Source organism: Streptomyces sp. LBL, assembly GCF_029893585.1.
Classification (GTDB): Bacteria; Actinomycetota; Actinomycetes; order Streptomycetales; family Streptomycetaceae; genus Streptomyces.
This window is the reverse complement of the sequence record NZ_JARXYX010000017.1, coordinates 167,173-189,445: the sequence shown is the minus strand read 5'-3', so window position 1 is coordinate 189,445 and position 22,273 is coordinate 167,173. Positions and strand designations below refer to the sequence as shown.

At 70.0% G+C, this 22,273-nt stretch carries 17 protein-coding genes and 1 pseudogene; 10 read left to right on the top strand and 8 right to left on the bottom strand.

Going from position 1 to position 22,273, the window contains the following annotated elements:
* Positions 1 to 2 precede the first annotated feature (2 nt).
* The 3 genes from ilvD to M2271_RS21725 all read right to left on the bottom strand — a co-directional run bounded on the left by ilvD (position 3) and on the right by M2271_RS21725 (position 3,967).
* Positions 3 to 1,856, bottom strand: coding sequence for a dihydroxy-acid dehydratase (gene ilvD / locus M2271_RS21735; protein WP_280888952.1), 1,854 nt, complete (start codon positions 1,854 to 1,856; stop codon positions 3 to 5).
* A gap of 166 nt (positions 1,857 to 2,022) precedes the next feature.
* Complete coding sequence (locus M2271_RS21730; protein ID WP_280888951.1) at positions 2,023 to 2,853, bottom strand: sugar phosphate isomerase/epimerase; 831 nt, start codon at positions 2,851 to 2,853, stop codon at positions 2,023 to 2,025.
* 181 nt (positions 2,854 to 3,034) lie between these two features.
* Positions 3,035 to 3,967, bottom strand: a complete 933-nt coding sequence (locus M2271_RS21725) for a Ppx/GppA phosphatase family protein (protein WP_280888950.1) — start codon at positions 3,965 to 3,967, stop codon at positions 3,035 to 3,037.
* Positions 3,968 to 4,155: 188 nt separating this feature from the next.
* Between M2271_RS21725 and M2271_RS21720 the strand changes: the two genes are divergently transcribed.
* A complete protein-coding gene (locus M2271_RS21720; protein ID WP_280888965.1) occupies positions 4,156 to 4,911 on the top strand; it encodes a hypothetical protein in 756 nt (251 codons plus the stop codon).
* 45 nt (positions 4,912 to 4,956) lie between these two features.
* Here the strand turns inward: M2271_RS21720 and M2271_RS21715 are convergent, their stop codons facing one another.
* Entirely contained in the window at positions 4,957 to 6,756 is a 1,800-nt protein-coding gene (locus M2271_RS21715; protein ID WP_280888949.1) for a hypothetical protein, read from the bottom strand.
* 228 nt (positions 6,757 to 6,984) lie between these two features.
* On the opposite strand from M2271_RS21715, the gene radA reads away from it, so the two are divergent.
* Positions 6,985 to 8,394 (top strand): DNA repair protein RadA, encoded by a 1,410-nt coding sequence (gene radA, locus M2271_RS21710; protein ID WP_280888948.1) that lies wholly within the window; start codon positions 6,985 to 6,987, stop codon positions 8,392 to 8,394.
* Positions 8,395 to 8,474: 80 nt separating this feature from the next.
* Entirely contained in the window at positions 8,475 to 9,599 is a 1,125-nt protein-coding gene (gene disA / locus M2271_RS21705; RefSeq protein WP_280888947.1) for a DNA integrity scanning diadenylate cyclase DisA, read from the top strand.
* A gap of 126 nt (positions 9,600 to 9,725) precedes the next feature.
* Here disA and M2271_RS21700 read toward each other — a convergent pair whose 3' ends face one another.
* Positions 9,726 to 10,565, bottom strand: coding sequence for a hypothetical protein (locus tag M2271_RS21700; protein WP_280888946.1), 840 nt, complete (start codon positions 10,563 to 10,565; stop codon positions 9,726 to 9,728).
* A 445-nt stretch (positions 10,566 to 11,010) separates the two neighbouring features.
* On the opposite strand from M2271_RS21700, the gene M2271_RS21695 reads away from it, so the two are divergent.
* From M2271_RS21695 to cseC, 5 genes are all read left to right on the top strand, one after another.
* A complete protein-coding gene (locus M2271_RS21695; protein WP_280888945.1) occupies positions 11,011 to 11,961 on the top strand; it encodes an A/G-specific adenine glycosylase in 951 nt (316 codons plus the stop codon).
* Between the two features lie 222 nt (positions 11,962 to 12,183).
* The gene (locus tag M2271_RS21690; RefSeq protein WP_280888944.1) at positions 12,184 to 12,732 is read left to right on the top strand and encodes a SigE family RNA polymerase sigma factor; all 549 of its coding nucleotides are present in this window, start codon (positions 12,184 to 12,186) and stop codon (positions 12,730 to 12,732) included.
* 98 nt (positions 12,733 to 12,830) lie between these two features.
* Positions 12,831 to 13,427, top strand: a complete 597-nt coding sequence (locus tag M2271_RS21685; protein ID WP_280888964.1) for a hypothetical protein — start codon at positions 12,831 to 12,833, stop codon at positions 13,425 to 13,427.
* 219 nt (positions 13,428 to 13,646) lie between these two features.
* Positions 13,647 to 14,354: a two-component system response regulator CseB gene (cseB, locus tag M2271_RS21680; protein WP_280888943.1), complete on the top strand. Its 708-nt coding sequence runs from the start codon at positions 13,647 to 13,649 to the stop codon at positions 14,352 to 14,354.
* A gap of 16 nt (positions 14,355 to 14,370) precedes the next feature.
* Positions 14,371 to 15,714, top strand: coding sequence for a two-component system sensor histidine kinase CseC (gene cseC / locus M2271_RS21675; protein ID WP_280888942.1), 1,344 nt, complete (start codon positions 14,371 to 14,373; stop codon positions 15,712 to 15,714).
* A gap of 129 nt (positions 15,715 to 15,843) precedes the next feature.
* Here cseC and M2271_RS21670 read toward each other — a convergent pair whose 3' ends face one another.
* Entirely contained in the window at positions 15,844 to 17,427 is a 1,584-nt protein-coding gene (locus M2271_RS21670; RefSeq protein WP_280888941.1) for an MDR family MFS transporter, read from the bottom strand.
* Positions 17,428 to 17,551: 124 nt separating this feature from the next.
* On the opposite strand from M2271_RS21670, the gene M2271_RS21665 reads away from it, so the two are divergent.
* Positions 17,552 to 18,148 (top strand): TetR/AcrR family transcriptional regulator, encoded by a 597-nt coding sequence (locus M2271_RS21665; RefSeq protein ID WP_280888940.1) that lies wholly within the window; start codon positions 17,552 to 17,554, stop codon positions 18,146 to 18,148.
* Here the strand turns inward: M2271_RS21665 and M2271_RS21660 are convergent.
* Positions 18,145 to 18,771: a M23 family metallopeptidase gene (locus tag M2271_RS21660; RefSeq protein ID WP_280888939.1), complete on the bottom strand. Its 627-nt coding sequence runs from the start codon at positions 18,769 to 18,771 to the stop codon at positions 18,145 to 18,147. The two genes, M2271_RS21665 and M2271_RS21660, sit on opposite strands and share 4 nt — an antisense overlap.
* 447 nt (positions 18,772 to 19,218) lie before the next feature.
* Between M2271_RS21660 and M2271_RS21655 the strand changes: the two are divergent.
* Positions 19,219 to 19,314, top strand: a pseudogene (locus tag M2271_RS21655) (hydrolase); the annotation flags it as partial.
* A gap of 75 nt (positions 19,315 to 19,389) precedes the next feature.
* Here the strand turns inward: M2271_RS21655 and M2271_RS21650 are convergent.
* The gene (locus M2271_RS21650; protein ID WP_280888938.1) at positions 19,390 to 21,918 is read right to left on the bottom strand and encodes an ATP-dependent Clp protease ATP-binding subunit; all 2,529 of its coding nucleotides are present in this window, start codon (positions 21,916 to 21,918) and stop codon (positions 19,390 to 19,392) included.
* Positions 21,919 to 22,273: the final 355 nt, after the last annotated feature.

Here is a 22,273-nt window from a genome sequence, read left to right as displayed (position 1 = left end):
GCTCAGCCCAGCTTGCTCACATCGCGTACGGCGCCCTTGTCGGCGCTGGTCGCCATCGCCGCGTAGGCCCGGAGGGCTGCCGAGACCTTGCGCTCGCGGTTCTTCGGGGCGTAGACGCCGTTCAGGGCCTGCTCGCGGCGGGTGAGTTCGGTCTCGTCGACGAGGAGCTCGATCGTGCGGTTCGGGATGTCGATGCGGATGCGGTCGCCGTCCTCGACGAGGGCGATGGTGCCGCCGGACGCGGCCTCCGGGGAGGCGTGGCCGATCGAGAGGCCGGACGTTCCGCCGGAGAAACGGCCGTCGGTGATCAGGGCGCAGGTCTTGCCGAGGCCGCGGCCCTTGAGGAAGGACGTCGGGTAGAGCATCTCCTGCATGCCGGGGCCGCCCTTGGGGCCCTCGTAGCGGATGACGACGACGTCGCCGTGCGTGATCTGCTTGTTGAGGATCTTCTCGACGGCCTCTTCCTGCGATTCGCAGACGACCGCCGGGCCCTCGAAGGTCCAGATGGACTCGTCGACGCCGGCCGTCTTCACCACGCAGCCGTCGACCGCCAGGTTGCCCCTGAGCACCGCCAGGCCGCCGTCCTTCGAGTACGCGTGCTCGGCGCTGCGGATGCAGCCGCCCTCGGCGTCCTCGTCCAGGGCCTCCCAGCGCTCCGACTGGGAGAATGCCTCCGCCGAGCGGACGCAGCCGGGGGCCGCGTGCCACAGTTCCAGGGCCTCGGGGGAGGGGGAGCCGCCGCGGACGTCCCACGTCTTCAGCCAGTCCGACAGGGACGGGCTGTGGACCGAGTGCACGTCCTCGTTCAGCAGGCCGGCGCGGTGCAGTTCGCCGAGCAGGGCGGGGATGCCGCCGGCGCGGTGCACGTCCTCCATGTAGTACGTACGGTCCTTGGCGACGTTCGGGGCGACCTTCGCGAGGCAGGGAACGCGGCGTGAGACCTCGTTGATCTCCTCCAGGCCGAACGGGACGCCCGCCTCCTGGGCGGCGGCCAGCAGGTGCAGGATCGTGTTGGTCGAGCCTCCCATCGCGATGTCGAGGGCCATGGCGTTCTCGAAGGCCGCGAGGGTGGCGGTGTTGCGGGGCAGGACCGACTCGTCGTCCTGCTCGTAGTAGCGGCGGGTGATGTCCATCACCGTGCGCCCCGCGTCCTCGTACAGCGCCTTGCGGGCCGTGTGGGTGGCGAGCACCGAGCCGTTGCCGGGGAGGGAGAGGCCGATCGCCTCCGTCAGGCAGTTCATCGAGTTGGCGGTGAACATGCCGGAACAGCTGCCGCAGGTCGGACAGGCGTTCTCCTCGATACGGAGGATGTCCTCGTCCGAGATCTTGTCGTTCACGGCGTCGGAGATCGCGTCGACCAGGTCGAGCGTACGGACCGTGCCGTCGACCAGGGTGGCGCGGCCGGACTCCATCGGGCCGCCGGAGACGAAGACCGTCGGGATGTTCAGCCGCAGAGCCGCGTTCAGCATGCCCGGGGTGATCTTGTCGCAGTTGGAGATGCAGATCAGGGCGTCGGCGCAGTGGGCCTCGACCATGTACTCGACCGAGTCCGCGATCAGGTCGCGGGAGGGCAGGGAGTACAGCATGCCGCCGTGGCCCATCGCGATGCCGTCGTCCACCGCGATCGTGTTGAACTCGCGCGGGATACCGCCGGCCTCGACGATCGCCTCACTGACGATCCGGCCGACCGGCTGCAGGTGGGTGTGGCCCGGCACGAACTCGGTGAAGCTGTTGGCGACCGCGATGATCGGCTTTCGGCCGATGTCCGCGCCGGGTACACCGGAGGCGCGCATAAGGGCGCGTGCGCCCGCCATGTTGCGGCCGTGGGTGACTGTGCGGGACCTCAGCTCAGGCATCGTCGCTCGCTCCTTCAGACAGATCTGACTGCTATTGAGCGTACGCCGGTCATCCAGGGGTCGGGACGGGGTGTCCGGAATGCGGGATGCGCGTCTCGTGGCCGGGGGGCCGCCGAGGCGGCCGGGGCACCTTCACGGCCGGGGCACCTTCACCGCCGGGGCACCTTCACCGCCGGGGCACCTTCACGGCGGAGGCCAGGTACAGGCGGGTGAAGGCCAGGGCCTCGGCGAGGTCGGCATCGCGTTCGGCGCTGGACATGGCCCGGCGGGTGTTGACCTCGATGACCACGTGGCCGTCGAAACCGGTCCGGGCGAGACGTTCCAGCAGCTCGGCGCAGGGCTGGGTGCCGCGGCCGGGAATCAGGTGCTCGTCCTTCGCCGAGCCTCGGCCGTCGGCGAGGTGGACGTGCCCGAGACGGTCACCCATGCGGTCGATCATCTGGATCGCGTCCGTGCGGGCCGTGGCGGTGTGGCTGAGATCGATCGTGAAGTGCCGGTAGTCGTCCTTCGTCACGTCCCAGTCGGGCGCGTAGGCGAGCATCTCGCGGTCGCGGTAACGCCAGGGGTACATGTTCTCGACGGCGAACCGTACGTCCGTCTCGTTCGCCATGCGCCAGATCCCGGTGACGAAGTCACGGGCGTACTGGCGCTGCCAGCGGAACGGCGGATGGACGACGACCGTGGACGCGCCGAGCTTCTCGGCGGCCGCGCGGGCGCGCTGGAGTTTGACCCAGGGGTCGGTGGACCACACGCGCTGCGTGATGAGCAGGCAGGGGGCGTGCACGGCGAGGATCGGGATGCCGTGGTAGTCGCTGAGTCTGCGCAGCGCTTCGATGTCCTGGCTGACGGGGTCGGTCCACACCATGACCTCGACGCCGTCGTATCCGAGGCGCGCGGCGATCTCGAAGGCCGTCGCCGTCGATTCGGGGTAGACGGAGGCCGTCGACAGGGCGACCTTCGCATCCGGGATGCGGACTACGTCCCTTGGTTCAGCCACGCGGGCCAGCCTAAGGGGTGCGGTCGGGTGGGTGCGGGGTACCTCTTCGCAGTTGTGGTGTTCGCCACGGACGAGGGCGGGTGCGGGTGCGGATGCGGGGATGACTGCGGGTGCGGGTGCCTTGTGGTTGATCGCGCAGTTCCCCGCGCCCCTTCAGGAGCGCCACACCGAGTCCCTCGGCCTACACCGACCCCATGTGGTCGAGTTTCCGAAGGATCACGCCTTCCCTCAGTGCCCACGGACAGATGTCCACCGTCTCCACACCGAACAGGTCCATCGCGCCCTCGGCGACCAGGGCACCGGCGAGGAGTTGGCCCGCGCGGCCCTCGGAGACGCCCGGCAGGTCGGCTCGCTCGGCCGTCGTCATACCGGAGAGCCTCGGCACCCACGCCTCCAGGGACTCCCGCTTGAGTTCACGCTCGACGTAGAGGCCCTCGGCGGAGCGGGCCGCGCCGGCCAGGCGGGCCAGCTGCTTGAAGGTCTTGGACGTGGCGACCACGTGGTCGGGCGGGCCGAAGCGGGTGAACTCGCCGACCGTACGGGCGATCTGGGCGCGGACATGGCGGCGCAGGGACCGTATCGCCTCTGGGTCCGGGGGGTCGCCGGGAAGCCAGCCCGCGGTGAGGCGGCCGGCGCCGAGCGGCAGCGACACGGCCGCGTCCGGTTCCTCGTCCATGCCGTACGCGATCTCCAGGGAGCCGCCGCCGATGTCCAGGACCAGCAGTTTTCCGGCCGACCAGCCGAACCAGCGGCGGGCGGCGAGGAAGGTGAGGCGGGCCTCCTCGGAGCCGGTGAGGACCTGCAGGTCGACGCCGGTCTCGGCCTGCACGCGCGCGAGGACGTCGTCGGCGTTGCTGGCCTCGCGCACGGCGGAGGTGGCGAACGGCAGCAGATCCTCGACGCCCTTGTCCTCGGCGGCCTGGAGGGCCTCCTGGATGACGCCGACGAGTTTGTCGACCCCCGGAGGGCCGATCGCTCCGGCTTCGTCCAGGAGTTCGGCAAGGCGCAACTCCGCCTTGTGCGAGTGGGCGGGCAGCGGGCACGCCCCTGGGTGCGCGTCCATCACCAGCAGATGCACCGTGTTCGATCCCACGTCGAGGACACCGAGTCTCATGTACGGAACGCTACTGCCAGCGGAGCCGGACACCGCCCCCGGAGTCGCACTCGCGGCTGTCCCTGGACCGGCCTCGGGCGACTTACCCTGGACGGGTGCCAAAGACGAAAAAGGCGAAGAACGACAAGACGGTCACATCGCTCCAGGGTTCTTCGCAGGCGAAAGCACCGAAGAAGTCGAGGAAGGCCCTGGAAACCGACGAGAAGGGCCTCGACTTCGCGCGCGCATGGGTGGAGTTCCCTGATCCGGCGGACGACGAGCAGGTCTTCCGCTGCGATCTGACATGGCTGACCTCTCGCTGGAACTGCATCTTCGGCAGCGGCTGCCAGGGCATCCAGGAGGGCCGCGCGGACGACGGGTGCTGCAGCTTGGGTGCCCACTTCTCCGACGAGGACGACGAGAAGCGGGTCGCCGGCCATGTGGCCCGGCTCACTCCGGACATCTGGCAGCACCACGACGAGGGCCGGGCCAACGGCTGGGTCTCGGAGGACGAGGACGGGGATCGGCAGACGCGTCCCTTCCAGGGCTCGTGCGTCTTCCAGAACCGGCCCGGTTTCGCGGGCGGCGCGGGCTGCTCGCTGCACATCCTCGCCCTGAAGGAGGGCCGGGAGCCGCTGGAGACCAAGCCGGACGTCTGCTGGCAGCTGCCGGTGCGGCGGACGTACGACTGGATCGACCGGCCCGACGACACCCGCGTGCTCCAGGTGTCGATCGGTGAGTACGACCGTCGGGGCTGGGGTCCGGGCGGCCACGACCTGCACTGGTGGTGCACGTCGGCGACCTCGGCGCACGGCGCGGGCGATCCGGTGTACGTGTCCTACCGGCCGGAGCTGGTGGAGCTGATGGGCAAGGCGGGCTACGACCGCCTGGTCGAGCTGTGCGAGGAGCGCCTTGCCTCGCAGCTGCCCCTGCTGGCATCGCATCCGGCGGATCCTGTGGTCTGACGACGCTCCGACCAGCCTCTGACGCCGCGCTGACGAGGCCTGTGCCTACGACGTGGACGGGCTCGGGTCGCTGCCCTCCACGGGTGTCGGCGCCGAGCTCCCCGGGTCGGAGGGCGCCGGGGCCGTGGGCGCCGGGTCGGAGGGCGCCGGTGCCGGGCTGGAGGACGAGGGCGGGTCGGTCGGCACGGGGCCCGAGGAGGGCGGGGTCGCCGGGTCCGGGCCCCGGCCGGACGGGGACGGGGACGGGCGGCTGGGGGTGCCGGGGACGGATCCGTGGTGGCCGGGTCCGTGACCGAGGTCTGTCGGTTCGGGGTCTGTCGGTTCGGGGGCGGAGTGGCTGGGGGCGGAGTGGCTCGGGGCGGTGCCATAGCCGGCGATGGAGACGATGGCGCCCGCCGGTGAGATCGCCACGCGCGCGCTCCAGAACCCGGACGGCTCGCGCAGATGGTCGACGTACACCTTGATCGTCAATGTCTCGCCGGGTGCGAGGGTTCCCGAGGCCTGGTTGAGGTAGAGCCAGTCGGCTCCGGTGGTCGCGGACCAGCGCACGGGCGCCGAGCCGGTCGCGGTGAGCGTGATCAGCGTGGTGTCGCCCCTGTTGCCGGCCACGACCTCCAGATGTCCGGTGCCTTTCCTGGCGGCGCCGGTTGCGCTGATGACCTCCACGGAGACGTCGGGCTCGTCGCCGCGGGTGAAGCGGCCGCCGGGTCTGGTCCTGGCGTTGCCGGCGTTCTCGTAACCGCTGGCGGCCTCCTCGCCGTCGAGCGCGCCGGGGCCGTGCGCCTCGCTGGTGCTGGCGACGCCACCGCCCGGGTCCTCGCCGGTCGGGGTGGACCGGTAGGCGGCCCACAGGGCCACCACCGGGGCGGCGACGACGGTGGCGATGACGGTCGTGGTCACGGCCCTCGCGCGGAGGCGGTCCCTTCGCGCGCTGCGGTCCTTGGGGTCCATCGGGAAGCCGCGCCGGTCGAAGCGGGGCGCGGTGCCCCGCGCGCGCGGGGAGTGCGCCATCGCCACGTGCAGGGCCGCGCGGGGCGCCGGGAGGACCGGCAGTTCCGCGGGGGTGACGGCAGCGCCGGGCCAATGGCCGGGGACCGCGCGTTCGGCGGTACGGCGGCAGTGCGGGCAGTCGTCGACGTGCCGGACGAGTTCACGGCGCAGGGCCGTACTGAGCACCAGCTGGTGGTCACCGGCGAGCCGGGCGACGCTCGGGCAGCTGCCGGTCTCCACGACGGCGAGGGCCGCGCGGGTGCGCTCGACCTCGCAGGCGGCGGAGGCGAGCAGCTCCCGCGCGGCGGCGAGGTCCAGGCCGAGGACGGCGGCGACCTCGTGGACGGCGAGGTGGTGGCGTACGGCGAGTTCGAGCGCCTCGCGCTGCTCCGGGGTGGTGCCGGCGGCCTCCGGCCAGGCGAGCAGGGCCAGTTCGCGGCGGCGCTCCTCCCGGGTCTCATCGGAGACCGGCGGGGTGGCGGGTTGCGCGCTCCGACGCCGGTCGGTGCCGGTGCGGCCCGCGGCATGCGTGGCCTGGCGTTTCTGCCTGGCCTCGGCCAGTTTGCGCAGACAGGCCCAGCGGGCCAGGGCGTACAGCCAGGCCCTGCGGTCCCCGGGAGCCTCCGGGCCGCGGCGCTTCTCGGCGAGCACGAGGACGTCGCCGAGGGCGGCGGTGGTCCCGTCGTGGTCGCACAGCACGGACAGGCAGTAGGTGAACAGGCCGTCCAGGTACGGCTCGTAGCCCACGGGCGGGCGCTGCGCCAGCGTGCGCGCCGCCGCGCGGTCGCGCGCCTCCCGGTGCGCCCGGTGTGCGCCGGTGATGCGGGTCGAGGTCTCCGGACTGCTGCTCATCACCCGTGGACCGTAGGGGGCGCACGTTCGCCCCTTCTTGTCCCTTCAGCACTTTTAATCCATACGGGTGAAACGATCCCTCAATAGGGGACAGGAACGACTCGTTCCGCGGCTTGTTCGAGTCGTGGGTGGCCGGTTCGCATGGGTGGCAGTGAGAGGGGCGCCCGGTCGTTCGGGGCGCCCGCGGCGGTCGCTGTCGGCGTTGTCAGTGGTGGCGGTTACGGTTCGTGCATGGCTGTGCGTACGAAGTCCGCCAAGGAGCGTCCGTCCTACCGCTGCACCGAGTGCGGCTGGCAGACGGCGAAGTGGCTCGGCCGCTGCCCCGAGTGCCAGGCCTGGGGGACGGTCGAGGAGTACGGCACGCCCGCCGTGCGGACGACGGCACCGGGCCGCGTCACCACCTCCGCTCTGCCCATCGGGCAGGTCGACGGCCGGCAGGCGACCGCCCGCCCCACCGGCGTGCCCGAGTTGGACCGGGTGCTCGGCGGGGGCCTGGTGCCCGGCGCGGTCGCCCTCCTCGCGGGCGAGCCCGGCGTCGGCAAGTCCACCCTCCTGCTGGACGTGGCGGCCAAGTCGGCGACCGACGAGCACCGCACCCTCTATGTCACCGGCGAGGAGTCGGCGAGCCAGGTCCGGATGCGCGCGGACCGCATCGGGGCGATCGCGGACCACCTGTATCTCGCCGCCGAAACCGATCTGGCCGCGGTGCTCGGCCACTTGGACGCGGTGAAGCCGTCCCTGCTGATCGTCGACTCGGTGCAGACGGTGGCCTCCCCGGAGATCGACGGCGCACCCGGCGGCATGGCCCAGGTGCGGGAGGTGGCGGGGGCTCTGATCCGCGCCTCCAAGGAGCGCGGTATGTCCACCATCCTGGTGGGCCATGTCACCAAGGACGGCGCGATCGCGGGCCCGCGCCTCCTGGAGCACCTCGTGGACGTCGTGCTGAGCTTCGAGGGCGACCGGCACGCGCGCCTGAGGCTCGTACGAGGCGTCAAGAACCGCTACGGCGCCACCGACGAGGTCGGCTGCTTCGAACTGCACGACGAGGGCATCGTGGGTCTCGCCGACCCCAGCGGGCTGTTCCTGACCCGGCGTGCCGAACCGGTGCCCGGCACCTGCCTGACCGTCACTCTGGAGGGCCGCCGCCCGCTGGTCGCAGAGGTGCAGGCGCTCACGGTGGACTCGCAGATCCCCTCCCCGAGGCGTACGACCTCCGGTCTGGAGACCTCCCGGGTGTCGATGATGCTCGCCGTCCTGGAACAGCGCGGAAAAATCAGCGCTCTGGGCAAAAGGGACATCTACTCCGCGACGGTGGGCGGTGTGAAGTTGTCGGAACCCGCCGCCGACCTCGCCATCGCCCTCGCGCTGGCCTCGGCGGCCAGTGACACCCCGCTCCCGAAGAACCTCGTCGCGATCGGCGAGGTGGGCCTCGCGGGCGAGGTCAGAAGGGTTACAGGGGTGCAGCGCCGGCTCGCCGAAGCACACCGCCTGGGCTTCACGCACGCCCTCGTACCGGGCGATCCGGGCAAGGTCCCGGCGGGCATGAAGGTCCTGGAAGTCGCCGACATAGGAGATGCTCTGAGGGTCCTTCCGCGCTCTCGTAGGCGAGAGGCCCCACGGGACGACGAAGACCGCCGGTAGACTTTGCCCTGGTCTCGCCCGTCCGTACGAACCGCTTGTGCGAACGTGAGCGCCCCAGAACCCGCGACCGGAGGAGTGCAGTGGCAGCCAACGACCGGGCAGCAGCTCCCGGAAAGTCCGGCGGGAGTTCCGGCGCCGACGGTCTCATGCGCGCCGCACTGAGCGCCGTGGCGCCCGGTATGGCCCTGCGCGACGGCCTTGAGCGGGTCCTGCGCGGCAACACCGGCGGCCTCATCCTGCTCGGCTCCGACAAGACCGTCGAATCGATGTGTACGGGCGGTTTCATCCTGGATGTCGAGTTCACGGCGACGCGGCTGCGGGAGCTGTGCAAGCTCGACGGCGGCATCGTGCTCTCCTCCGACCTGTCGAAAATCCTCCGGGCGGGCGTCCAACTGCTCCCCGACCCGGCGATCCCCACCGAGGAGACGGGCACCCGGCACCGCACCGCGGACCGGGTGAGCAAGCAGGTCGGCTTCCCGGTCGTCTCGGTCTCCCAGTCGATGCGGCTGATCGCCCTGTACGTCGACGGCCAGCGCCGCGTCCTGGAGGACTCGGCCGCGATCCTGTCCCGCGCCAACCAGGCCCTCGCGACCCTCGAGCGCTACAAGCTCCGCCTCGACGAGGTCGCGGGCACGCTCTCCGCTCTGGAGATCGAGGACCTGGTGACCGTCCGGGACGTCTCGGCCGTGGCCCAGCGCCTGGAGATGGTCCGCCGTATCGCCACGGAGATCGCGGAGTACGTGGTCGAGCTCGGCACGGACGGGCGGCTGCTGACGCTCCAGCTGGACGAGTTGATCGCCGGCGTGGAGCCCGAGCGTGAACTGGTCGTCCGGGACTACGTCCCCGAGCCCACCGCGAAGCGCTCCCGCACGGTCGAGGAGGCGCTGTACGAACTCAACGCGCTCAGCCACGCCGAACTTCTCGAACTGCCCACGGTCGCCCGTGCGTTGGGCTACACGGGGTCCCCGGAGGCCCTCGACTCCGCGGTGTCCCCGCGCGGCTTCCGCCTGCTGGCGAAGGTACCGAGGCTGCCGGGCGCGATCATCGACCGCTTGGTGGAACACTTCGGGGGCCTGCAGAAGCTGCTCGCCGCGAGCGTGGACGACCTGCAGACGGTGGACGGGGTCGGCGAGGCGCGGGCGCGAAGCGTGCGCGAGGGGCTGTCACGGTTGGCCGAGTCGTCGATCCTGGAGCGGTACGTCTGACGAGCCGCGGGCGGCCGACGCGAGGGGACGAGCGCGACCCACCCCTCGGCGTCAGCGCCTGCGCCAGTACCGCCACCAGCACCAGCCGGTGGCCCGGCGGCCGGCGCCTTGACGTCAACGCACCCCTCAGTCGTTCTCCAGCACGAACGACGTCTGCACCGTCCCGAACCCCGGCGTCTTCGCCTCCACCAGGTACGTTCCCGCCCCGGCCGCCTTGGCGGAAGGCGTCGCGCACTGCGGAGCACTCGGCTTGCGGTCCCACTTGACGGGGTACGTGATGCTGCTGCCGGCCGCGACCCGGAAGACCAGGCTGCCGGAGACCTTGGGGCAGTCCGCGGAGGACCAGTAGTCGTCCTCACTGCCCGCCTGAGTGATGGTCAGCACCGCTTTCTTCGGCCCGAGATCGACCTTGCACTCGTCGCCGGAGGAGTTCGTCGCGGTCACCAGCAGTGCGGGGGTGTCATTCGGCCCGTACGCGTTGTGGAGGCTGCGCACGGTCAACTTCACCGCCCCCGCTGTGCAGTCGGGAAGCGTGGAACCGGCCGGGAGTGTGTCGCCGGTGCTGACACCGACGCCCGCTCCGCCCGCAGCCCCGCCGCCCGAGCCCTCCGACCCACTGGAGCCGCCAGAACCGGAACCGGCACTCGAACCCGAACCGCCCCCGGAGCCGTCGCCCGTTCCGCCGCCGGACCCCGATCCGCCCGAGTCGCTGCCGCTCGACTCGTCCCGCCCGCCCGGCGCTTGGCTGATCGCGGGCCCGGATCCGGACGGACCCGGTGTGATCGTCGTGGGGGAGGGATTCTTGTCGTTGGGCCCGTCGGCACCGTTCTTGCCACCTCCGCCGTCCGAGGCCACGATCCAGGCGATCAGCAGCGCCAAGAGGGCGACCACGGACGCCAGTACGACCCTCCGACGCCAGTAGATGGTGGAGGGAAGCGGCCCGACCGGATTGCGCAGAGATCCCACGGCGCAAACTGTACGAGAGATCGGCGCCTTCGCCGGCCCCACCCGCCGTCCGGCTCGCAACTTTTACGGATCATCATTCCGGAACCGGCCGCCCTGTCCTTGTCTTTTGTCAGGTGCGGCCCTGACGATCGCAAGCTGTGACGACGTCGCCCCCTTCTGCTACGTTCCGTAACGTAGCGAGACAGGCATCCCGCCCTTCGTCACCCTGTGCGCGGCAACCTGGTGGCGGACACTTCGTGACACCGCCCGCACGTTCGCGACAGCGGCCCTTGCACCTCTGGCCACGACCGGGGAACCGACGGCCGACCGACCGCCACGCCGGTCCTACGCCACGCCGGTCCGACACCACGCCGGTCCGACGCCCACCGGCCCCTGCGCCGCGCCACACCAACGCGGCCCCCGCACCACACGTCCGCCCCCCTCCCCGTGGCAGGATCGGAAGGCCATGACTGTGCCCACGAAGTCCCCGCACCCCGTGAACACCCCCGTCGATGAGGCCCTCGCCGGTGACTCCCTCGGCGAGCCGCTCCACACCCCCGTCATCGACTGGTTCGACGAGCACGCCCGTGACCTGCCGTGGCGGCGTCCCGACGCCGGTGCCTGGGGGGTGATGGTCAGTGAGTTCATGTTGCAGCAGACGCCGGTGAGCCGTGTGCTGCCCGTCTACGAGCAGTGGCTGGCCCGCTGGCCGCGCCCCGCCGACCTGGCCAAGGAGGCGCCCGGCGAGGCCGTCCGCGCCTGGGGCCGGCTCGGCTATCCGCGGCGCGCCCTGCGGCTGCACGGCGCCGCCGTCGCCATAACGGAACGGCACGGCGGCGACGTACCGACGGACCACGCCCAGCTGCTGGCACTGCCCGGTATCGGCGAGTACACGGCCGCGGCGGTCGCCTCCTTCGCGTACGGGCAGCGGCACGCGGTGCTGGACACCAACGTCCGCCGGGTGTTCGCGCGTGCCGTCACCGGCGTGCAGTACCCCCCGAACGCCACCACCGCCGCCGAACGCAAACTGGCCCGCGCGCTGTTGCCGCCGGACGAACGGACGGCCGCGCGCTGGGCCGCCGCCTCCATGGAACTGGGCGCCCTGGTCTGCACGGCCAAGAAGGAGACCTGCCATCGCTGCCCGATCGCCGCGCAGTGCGCCTGGCGGCTCGCGGGCAAGCCGGAGCACGACGGTCCGCCGCGCCGCGGGCAGACGTACGCCGGTACGGACCGCCAGGTCCGCGGCAAGCTGCTCGCCGTGCTGCGCGAGGCCCGCGGGCCCGTCCCGCAGGCGGCGCTCGACCGGGTGTGGCACGAGCCCGTACAGCGCGCCCGGGCCCTGGACGGTCTCGTCGCGGACGGACTGGTGGAGCCCCTCCCGAGTGATTTGTATCGGCTGCCGTTGACACGGAGCTGACGACATATCACCCCATACCGCCACCAACCGGTATGCCTCTTTACCCCTTTTCTGCTTCCGTTACACAACCGACGGACAGCCGAGTGCTAGCCGCGCGCTGCTTCGGACAGCCCCGTGACAACACCTCCGTAGCTTCATTGACGTGCCCGGCGGACCCGGGACGGCAAAGGACGAACCACCGGTGAAGAGGCCGGCGGCAACGGGGATCAGGAGGCGGTCGACATGGCGCTTGGCGAGGTGCTCGAGTTCGAGGAGTACGTCCGCACCCGGCAGGACGCGCTGCTGCGCAGCGCACGTCGGCTGGTGCCGGACCCGGTCGACGCGCAGGACCTGCTCCAGACGGCGCTGGTGCGGACGTACGGCCGCTGGGACGGGATCGCCGACAAGCGGCTCGCGGACGCCTACCTGCGCCGGGTGATGATCAACACCCGGACCGAGTGGTGGCGGGCGCGGAAGCTGGAGGAGGTGCCGACCGAGCAGTTGCCGGACGCCTCGGTCGACGACTCCACCGAGCAGCACGCGGACCGCGCCCTGCTGATGGACGTCCTGAAGGTTCTCGCTCCGAAGCAGCGCAGCGTCGTTGTCCTGCGACACTGGGAGCAGATGTCCACGGAGGAGACGGCCGCTGCCCTCGGTATGTCGGCCGGAACGGTCAAGAGCACGCTGCACCGGGCGCTCGCCCGGCTCCGCGAGGAGCTGGAGAGCAGGGCTGACGCCGAGCTCGGCGCACGCGCGCTGGAGCGTGAGGAGCGGGAGCGTTGCGCGGCCTAGGCACGAGGGCCAGCGGCACCGGGCACACGGACGGGGACCCTGACAGCGGTCCCCTCCCGCCCGGGCCCACGCCTGCCCGGGGGACCCTCCAGGCGGCGATCACGGCAGTGGCCGTGCTCGCCGCCCTCGCCCTTTTCGTCTCCGCGTGCGGAACCGGCGGCACCGGCGCCCGCGACGAGGGTCCGGCGCACGCCGACTCGGTGGCGAGCGCCGCCGTCTCCCCTTCGCCTTCCGCGTCCCGGACGGCCCAGCAGGTGGACGCGGTCCGGCTCGTCCGGGCCGATCCCGCGGTCTCCGCGGAGGTCAAGCGCGAGCTGAAGCCCTGCGTGGCCGACGAGTACCCGATCGACGTGTCGTACGGTGACCTGACCGGCCAGTCGGCGGACGACGTCGTCGTCAATGTACTGACCTGCGGGGACGCGGTCGGGATCGGCTCGTATGTGTATCGCGAGCAGGATGGTTCGTACCAGAATGTCTTCAAGGCCGAGGAGCCGCCGGTCTATGCGGAGATCGACCGCGGCGACCTGGTGGTGACCAAGCAGGTGTACGGGAAGAGTGACCCGGTGTCGGCGCCCTCCGGCGAGAACGTGATCACGTACCGCTGGAGCGGGACTCGCTTCATCCAGGCGTACAGCATGCACAACGACTACGGAAAGACGGCCGGGAACGGGCCGACACCGGTACCGGACAGCTGATCGGGCGGTGCGTCCGTCCGGTCCGCGGCACTGGGAGCGGCACTCTGAGCGGCACAGGGAGCGGCACAGGGAACCGACCGGAGTCAGGACGCGTGAACCGATCGGGCCGGTCGATCCGATCACCGGGTAGGGCACGCCACGGGGACAGAGACCACTGAGAGCGCTGAGACCAGCGAGACCAGCGAGAGCACCGAGAGCACCGAGAGCAGAGAGCAGCGGATGGCAGACCAGACCCACGTTCTGTTCGTCGAGGACGACGACGTCATCCGCGAGGCCACCCAGCTCGCCCTGGAGCGGGACGGCTTCGCGGTCACCGCCATGCCCGACGGGCTGTCGGGCCTGGCGGCGTTCCGCGCGGACCGCCCCGACATCGCCCTGCTGGACGTCATGGTCCCGGGCCTCGACGGGGTCTCGCTGTGCCGTCGTATCCGGGACGAGTCGACCGTCCCGGTGATCATGCTGTCCGCGCGCGCCGACTCGATCGACGTCGTGCTGGGTCTGGAGGCGGGCGCCGACGACTACGTGACCAAGCCGTTCGACGGCGCGGTCCTGGTCGCCCGGATCCGCGCGGTGCTGCGCCGCTTCGGCCACGCCGGCGGCATGGACCGTACGGACGACTCCGCGGGCCCGGGGAACGGCGGCGGGCTGCTGACCTTCGGTGACCTGGAGGTCGACACCGAGGGCATGGAGGTGCGCCGGGCCGGACAGCCGGTGGCGCTGACGCCGACCGAGATGCGGTTGCTGCTGGAGTTCTCCTCCGCGCCGGGCACGGTGCTCTCGCGTGACAAGCTGCTGGAGCGGGTGTGGGACTACGGCTGGGGCGGTGACACCCGGGTCGTGGACGTCCATGTGCAGCGGCTGCGGACGAAGATCGGCCAGGACCGGATCGACACGGTTCGCGGCTTCGGCTACAAGTTGAAGGCCTGAGCAGGGGTATCAGGGTATGCGGGGAAAGCTTCGGCGCCCGGGAAAAGCCGTCAGGGACCGACTGGGTCTCCGTACCGGCCTGCGATGGAAGCTGAGCGCCGCCATCGCGCTGGTCGGGGCGCTGGTCACGATCGCGCTCAGCCTCGTCGTGCACAACGCGGCCCGGGTCTCGATGCTGGACAACGCGCGCGATCTCGCCGACGAACGCGTCCTGATCGCGCAGCGCAACTACGAGCTGTCCGACCGGCCGAACTTCCCCAACATCAAGATCGACGACCCGGAGCTGCCCGGGGCACTGCGGACGAAGGTCGAGGGCGGCCGCCGGGCGACCTATGTGTCCGACCGGCCGGGCCAGGTGCCGGGCATCTGGGCGGCCGTACCGGTCAAGGGCGGGCATGTGCTGTCGCTGCACACCGGGTTCACCGACCGCAGCACCGACATTCTCCACGACCTCGACCAGGCCCTGGTGATCGGCTCCATCGCGGTCGTCTTCGGCGGTAGCGCGCTCGGGGTGCTCATCGGCGGGCAGCTGTCGCGCCGGCTGCGCAAGGCGGCGGCCGCGGCGAACCAGGTCGCCAGGGGCGAGCCGGACGTGCGGGTGCGGGACGCCATCGGGGGTGTCGTACGGGACGAGACCGACGACCTCGCGCGGGCGGTGGACGCCATGGCGGACGCGCTGCAGCAGCGGCTGGAGGCGGAGCGCCGGGTCACCGCCGACATCGCGCACGAGCTGCGCACCCCGGTGACCGGACTGCTGACCGCCGCCGAGTTGCTGCCGCCGGGCCGTCCGACGGAGCTGGTCCTCGACCGGGCCAAGGCCATGCGCACCCTCGTCGAGGACGTCCTGGAGGTCGCCCGCCTCGACGGCGCCTCCGAGCGGGCCGAGTTGCAGGACCTCCTGCTGGGCGAGTTCGTCAGCCGGCGGGTGATCGCGAAGGACCCGGAGATCGAGGTACGGGTGGTGCACGAGTCGGAGGTCACGACCGACCCGCGCCGCCTGGAGCGGGTGCTGTTCAACCTGCTCGCCAACGCGGCCCGGCACGGAAAGCCGCCGATCGAGGTCACCGTCGAGGGCCGGGTGATCCGGGTCCGCGACCACGGCCCCGGCTTCCCCCGGCACCTGCTGGCCGACGGACCGAGCCGCTTCCGCACGGGCAGCACCGACCGCTCCGGCCACGGCCACGGCCTGGGCCTGACGATCGCGGCCGGCCAGGCCCGGGTGCTGGGCGCCCGGCTGACCTTCCGCAACGTACGGCCGACGGGCACGCCGGAGGACGTACCGGCGGAGGGCGCGGTGGCCGTGCTGTGGCTGCCGGAGCACGCGCCGACGAGCACGGGCAGCTATCCGCTGCTGCCGTAGCTTCTGGGGCGGCTCCTCAGCTGCCGCCTCGTTGCCGTACGGCCGTCACCACTGACGGCGCCCCCGGATCCGGGCGTGCGAAGACCCCCGGCGTGGACACCATCCGGGGGCCTTCAGCTCACGCGAGGGTCAGACGGCCTCGGCCATGGGCGGCTGCGCCGCGGCGCCGTCGGTCGAATCGTCGTCCGCCTTCTGCGGGCCGGCGCCCTTCAGCGGCACCTCCTTGACGAACACCGCCGCCACCAGCGCGGCCACCGCGATCACGGCCCCCAGCAGGAACGCCGAGTGCGTGCCGGAGGACACCGCGTGCTGGTACGCCTCCCGGGCCACCGCCGGCAGCTTCGCCAGGCTCGGCGCGTCCAGTTGCGCGGACTGCTCGGTCACCTTGGACCCGATCGCCCCGGCCCGCTCGCTCATGACGTCCTGGACCCGGTTGTTGAACAGCGCGCCCATGATCGCGACGCCGAACGAGGAGCCGAGCGTACGGAACAGGGTGGTGGAGGAGGACGCCACGCCCATGTCCTTCATCTCCACGCTGTTCTGCGCGACCAGCATGGTGATCTGCATCAGGCAACCCATGCCGAGACCGACCACGGCCATGAACACCCCGGACATGAGCCGGCTGGTGTCGGTGTCCATCGTCGACAGCAGGTACAGCCCCACGGCCATCAGCACGCTGCCGACGACCGGGAAGATCTTGTACTTGCCGGTGTTGGTGGTCACCCGGCCCGCGACCATCGAGGTGACGAGCATGGCGCCGAGCATCGGCAGGAGCAGCAGCCCGGAGTTGGTCGCGGAGGCGCCCTGCACGGACTGCTGGTACAGCGGCAGGAAGAGGGTCGCGCCGAACATCACGAAGCCGGTGACGAAGCCGATGAGCGACATCAGGGTGAAGTTGCGGCTGCGGAAGATGTGCAGCGGTAGGACCGGCTCGGCGGCCTTGGTCTGCCAGAACACGAACCCGATGAGAGCGGCGACGCCGATGCCGATCAGCTCCATGATCCGCGCGGACGTCCAGGCGTACTCCGAACCGCCCCAGGTGGTGACGAGCACGATGGAGGTGATACCCACGGTCAGCAGACCGGCGCCCAGATAGTCGATCCGCGCCTGCGCACGCCTCTTCGGCAGATGCAGTACGACGCTGATCGCGGCCAGCGCCACGACGCCGAGCGGCAGGTTGATGTAGAACGCCCAGCGCCAGCCCCAGTGGTCGGTGATGGTGCCGCCGACCAGCGGTCCGCCTATCATCGCGAGCGCCATGACGCCGGCCATCATGCCCTGGTACTTGCCGCGCTCCCGCGGCGGGATCAGGTCACCGATGATCGCCATGACACCGACCATCAGGCCACCGGCGCCGAGGCCCTGAATCGCCCGGAAGCCGATCAGCTGCCCCATGTCCTGGGCCATGCCGCTCAGTGCCGACCCGATCAGGAAGAGCACGATCGAGCTCATGAAGACGCCCTTGCGCCCGTACATGTCGCCGATCTTGCCCCACAGCGGGGTGGAGGCGGCGGTCGCGAGCGTGTACCCGGTCACCACCCACGAAAGATGTTCGAGTCCCCCGAGCTCACCGACGATCGTCGGCATCGCGGTGCCCACGATCATGTTGTCGAGCATCGCGAGCATCATGGTGATCATGAGCGCGAGCAGTACGACCCGAACGCTCTTCGGTTGTTTCTCCGGTTCCGTCTCGACCGTCTGTGTGTCCGCCATGGTTCCCACTCCCCTGGGTCCTGCCCCGACCCGCTACTTACTTGCCGCCCGGCTAGTTGACTACACTGGGAAGGTAGACCTCTAACTAGCCGGGCGTCAAGTAAGTTTTTTCGGGAGTGCGACGATGGGCGACACCATGGACGGCACCAAGCAGCAGCGCCGCGGAAACACCCGCCAGCGCATCCAGGACGTGGCGCTCGACCTCTTCGCCGACCACGGATACGAGAAGACCTCCCTGCGCGAGATCGCGGAGATCCTCGACGTCACCAAGGCGGCCCTGTACTACCACTTCAAGACCAAGGAAGAGATCCTGGTCAGCATCTTCGAGGACCGGACACGGCCGATCCTCGACCTGATCGAGTGGGGCAGGCAGCAGCCGCACACCCTGGAGACGAAGCAGGAGATCGTACGCCGGTACAGCGAGATCCTGGCCGGTGCGACACCACTGTTCCGCTTCATGCAGGAGAACCAGGCGGCGGTACGGGAACTGCAGATCGGCGAGACCTTCAAGGAGCGCATGCAGGGCCTGCGCGAGATCATCGTCGACCCGGACACGGCCCTCGCCGACCAGGTCCGCTGTGTCAGCGCGATCTTCACCCTGCACGCCGGGATGTTCTTCCTCCAGGATCTGGACGCCACTACTGAGGAGAAGCGCAAGGCGGTCCTGGAGGTTGCCACGGATCTGGTGACCCAGGCCCACGAGAAAACCCGAGGCGCTTAGACCGTCACGCCCTGGGAGCGCAGGAAGGTGACCGGGTTGACGGCCGACCCGTAGTCGGGGGTCGTACGGATCTCGAAGTGCAGGTGCGGGCCGGTCGTGTTGCCGGTGTTGCCGGACAGGGCGATGTGCTGGCCGGTCCTGACGATCTGACCGACCCTCACGTCGACGCGCGAGAGGTGCGCGTACTGCGAGTACGTGCCGCTGCCGTGCCTGATGACGATGGCGTTGCCGTACGCGGGGCCGTCACCGGCGCCGTTGCCGCCCGCCTTGACGACGGTACCGCCGTGCGCGGCCATGACGTTGGTGCCGCTGGGCACGGCGAAGTCCTGGCCGCTGTGGGTGGCCTGCCACATCGCACCGGCCTGGGCGAAGCCCGCGGTCAGCTTGTACTTCTTCACCGGGTCGACCCAGGAGACGGCCTTCTTCTTGGCAGCGACGGTCTGGGTATGGACGACGGTCGCGGGCGTCGCCACCGCCGGGGTGGCGGCGGCGGCCACCCCCGCCCCCAGCGCGACGGACACCCCGAGGCCGGCGGCCAGCACGGACGCACGGGTGCGGAGGGCGGACGTACGGGTGCGGAGGGCGGACGTACGTGAAGACCGGGACGAGAAACGCGGGGACATGCGGAACCTCATGGGGACGGGGACAGAAGAACCACCCGGCGCACGAACACCCGCCGGATGGGGCCATCCCTTGGTAACCGCCGACCCCACATACCCCCAAACAGCTGTTCTACGATAGAAGCTAGTATTTACGCCTAAATCTGCACGCTTATTGACAGATAAGCCATCAGGCCTCATTCCCTCAAGGCGGCACGACCGGCCAACCGATTCAGCGCCTTAAATCCCTTTTGTCCGCTATGCGCTTTCCACTATTTCGACTAGTACCGGATAAATCGCCTGTGCTGCTTGTCACCGGCCACCTCACTCCTCGATCTTCGATGAGTGAGGCCATGTGACGCACATCTCTGGCTACTTACCGCCTAGTAACCCTACGGTTCCCCTCGCGCCACCCTCCCCCACGGGCATGCGCCCGACAACTGCAGAAGGTCCGGACGCGAGAGCTGCTGGATCATCGCGAACATCGGTGACAACACCACCGAGCTCTCGCGCGGCCACGCCGAGCAGACGTACAAACTGCCGGACCACGACGGTCAGTTGTCGTAACCGCCCACCGAACATGCGAAAGGGGCCGATGCTCGAAAGCACCGGCCCCTTTCCTTGGCTCTACAGCGCCGAGGCTTACGCCTCCTTGCTCAGATTCGGTCCGGCTCCGCCGGCCGCCTGCTCGATCGGCGGGACGTCGGGCAGGGCCGACTTCTCCTCGCCGCGGAAGGTGAAGGTCGCGGTCTCACCTTCGCCCTCGGTGTCCACGACCACGATGTGACCGGGACGCAGCTCGCCGAAGAGGATCTTCTCCGAGAGCGTGTCCTCGATCTCGCGCTGGATGGTGCGACGCAGCGGACGCGCACCCAGCACCGGGTCGTAACCCTTCTTGGACAGCAGTTCCTTGGCGGACTGGGAGAGCTCGATGCCCATGTCCCGGTCCTTGAGGCGCTCGTCCACCTTGCCGACCATCAGGTCGACGATCGTCAGGATGTCCTCCTGCGTCAGCTGCGGGAAGACGACCACGTCGTCGACGCGGTTGAGGAACTCGGGGCGGAAGTGCTGCTTGAGCTCGTCCGAGACCTTGTTCTTCATGCGCTCGTAGTTGGACTTCTTGTCGCCCGAGGCCGCGAAGCCCAGGTTGAAGCCCTTGGAGATGTCCCGGGTGCCGAGGTTGGTCGTCATGATGATGACCGTGTTCTTGAAGTCCACGACCCGGCCCTGGGAGTCGGTCAGACGACCGTCCTCCAGGATCTGCAGCAGCGAGTTGAAGATGTCCGGGTGGGCCTTCTCGACCTCGTCGAAGAGGACGACGGAGAACGGCTTGCGGCGGACCTTCTCGGTCAGCTGCCCGCCCTCTTCGTAGCCCACGTATCCGGGGGGCGAACCGAAGAGACGCGACACCGTGTGCTTCTCGCTGAACTCCGACATGTCGAGGGAGATCAGCGCGTCCTCGTCACCGAAGAGGAACTCGGCGAGTGCCTTGGAGAGTTCGGTCTTACCGACACCGGACGGACCGGCGAAGATGAACGAACCACCGGGGCGCTTCGGGTCCTTGAGGCCCGCACGCGTACGACGGATCGCCTTCGACAGCGCCTTGACGGCGTCGACCTGGCCGATGACCCGCTTGTGGAGCTCGTCCTCCATGCGCAGCAGACGCGAGGACTCCTCCTCGGTCAGCTTGAAGACCGGGATGCCGGTGGCGGTCGCGAGGACCTCGGCGATCAGCTCGCCGTCGACCTCGGCCACGACGTCCATGTCGCCGGCCTTCCACTCCTTCTCCCGCTTGGCCTTGGCGGCCAGGAGCTGCTTCTCCTTGTCGCGGAGGGAGGCGGCCTTCTCGAAGTCCTGCGAGTCGATCGCGGACTCCTTGTCGCGGCGGACGCCGGCGATCTTCTCGTCGAACTCACGCAGGTCCGGCGGCGCGGTCATCCGGCGGATCCGCATCCGGGAACCGGCCTCGTCGATCAGGTCGATCGCCTTGTCCGGCAGGAAGCGGTCCGAGATGTAACGGTCGGCCAGGGTCGCGGCCTGGACCAGCGCCTCGTCGGTGATCGAGACACGGTGGTGCGCCTCGTACCGGTCACGCAGGCCCTTGAGGATCTCGATCGTGTGCGGCAGGGACGGCTCCGCGACCTGGATGGGCTGGAAGCGCCGCTCGAGGGCTGCGTCCTTCTCCAGGTGCTTGCGGTACTCGTCCAGCGTGGTCGCACCGATGGTCTGCAGCTCACCGCGGGCCAGCATCGGCTTCAGGATCGAAGCCGCGTCGATGGCGCCCTCGGCGGCACCCGCACCGACCAGCGTGTGCAGCTCGTCGATGAACAGGATGATGTCGCCGCGGGTGCGGATCTCCTTGAGGACCTTCTTCAGGCGCTCCTCGAAGTCACCGCGGTAGCGGGAGCCGGCGACCAGTGCGCCGAGGTCCAGGGTGTAGAGGTGCTTGTCCTTGAGGGTCTCGGGCACCTCGCCCTTGACGATGGCCTGGGCGAGGCCCTCGACGACGGCGGTCTTGCCGACGCCGGGCTCACCGATCAGGACCGGGTTGTTCTTCGTACGGCGGGACAGCACCTGCATGACCCGCTCGATCTCCTTCTCGCGCCCGATGACCGGGTCGAGCTTGGACTCACGAGCGGCCTGGGTGAGGTTCCGGCCGAACTGGTCGAGGACCAGGGACGTCGAGGGCGTGCCCTCGGCAGGGCCACCACTGGCGCCGGCGGTCTCCTTGCCCTGGTAGCCGGAGAGCAGCTGGATGACCTGCTGCCGCACCCGGTTGAGATCTGCGCCCAGCTTGACCAGGACCTGGGCGGCGACGCCCTCGCCCTCACGGATCAGGCCGAGCAGGATGTGCTCCGTGCCGATGTAGTTGTGGCCCAGCTGAAGAGCCTCGCGGAGCGACAGCTCCAGGACCTTCTTGGCACGGGGGGTGAAGGGGATGTGCCCGGACGGGGCCTGCTGGCCCTGGCCGATGATCTCCTCCACCTGCTGGCGGACCGCCTCGAGCGAAATCCCGAGGCTCTCAAGGGCCTTGGCGGCGACACCCTCACCCTCGTGGATCAGGCCCAGGAGGATGTGCTCGGTGCCGATGTAGTTGTGGTTGAGCATCCGGGCTTCTTCCTGAGCCAGGACGACAACCCGCCGCGCGCGGTCGGTGAACCTCTCGAACATCGTTAATCGCTCCTCAGAGCGGTCAGGCAGTGGGGGGAACTTCCCCTCCCTGTCCTTCCGCAGCTTAGTCCCGCAAGCGGGGACCGCTCATTCCAACTGCCGACACCGGACCGAGAACCAACACTGCCTCCTGACCCCGAACGCCGACAACTCCTCAACCTGATGGTGCGAGACGATGTTCCCGCAGGCCAGACAGTTACCCTCACCATCACTACGCCGATGGCGAACGTGAGACGCCCTGTACTGCGTGTCGCCCCCTCCCACTAGGGATGTCTTACCCGCTCGCACTGACAGTCCATGCCGCACGCCCTCGTTCCCTCAGCTACGGGCGAACAACCTTGCGCTCCCCCACGCC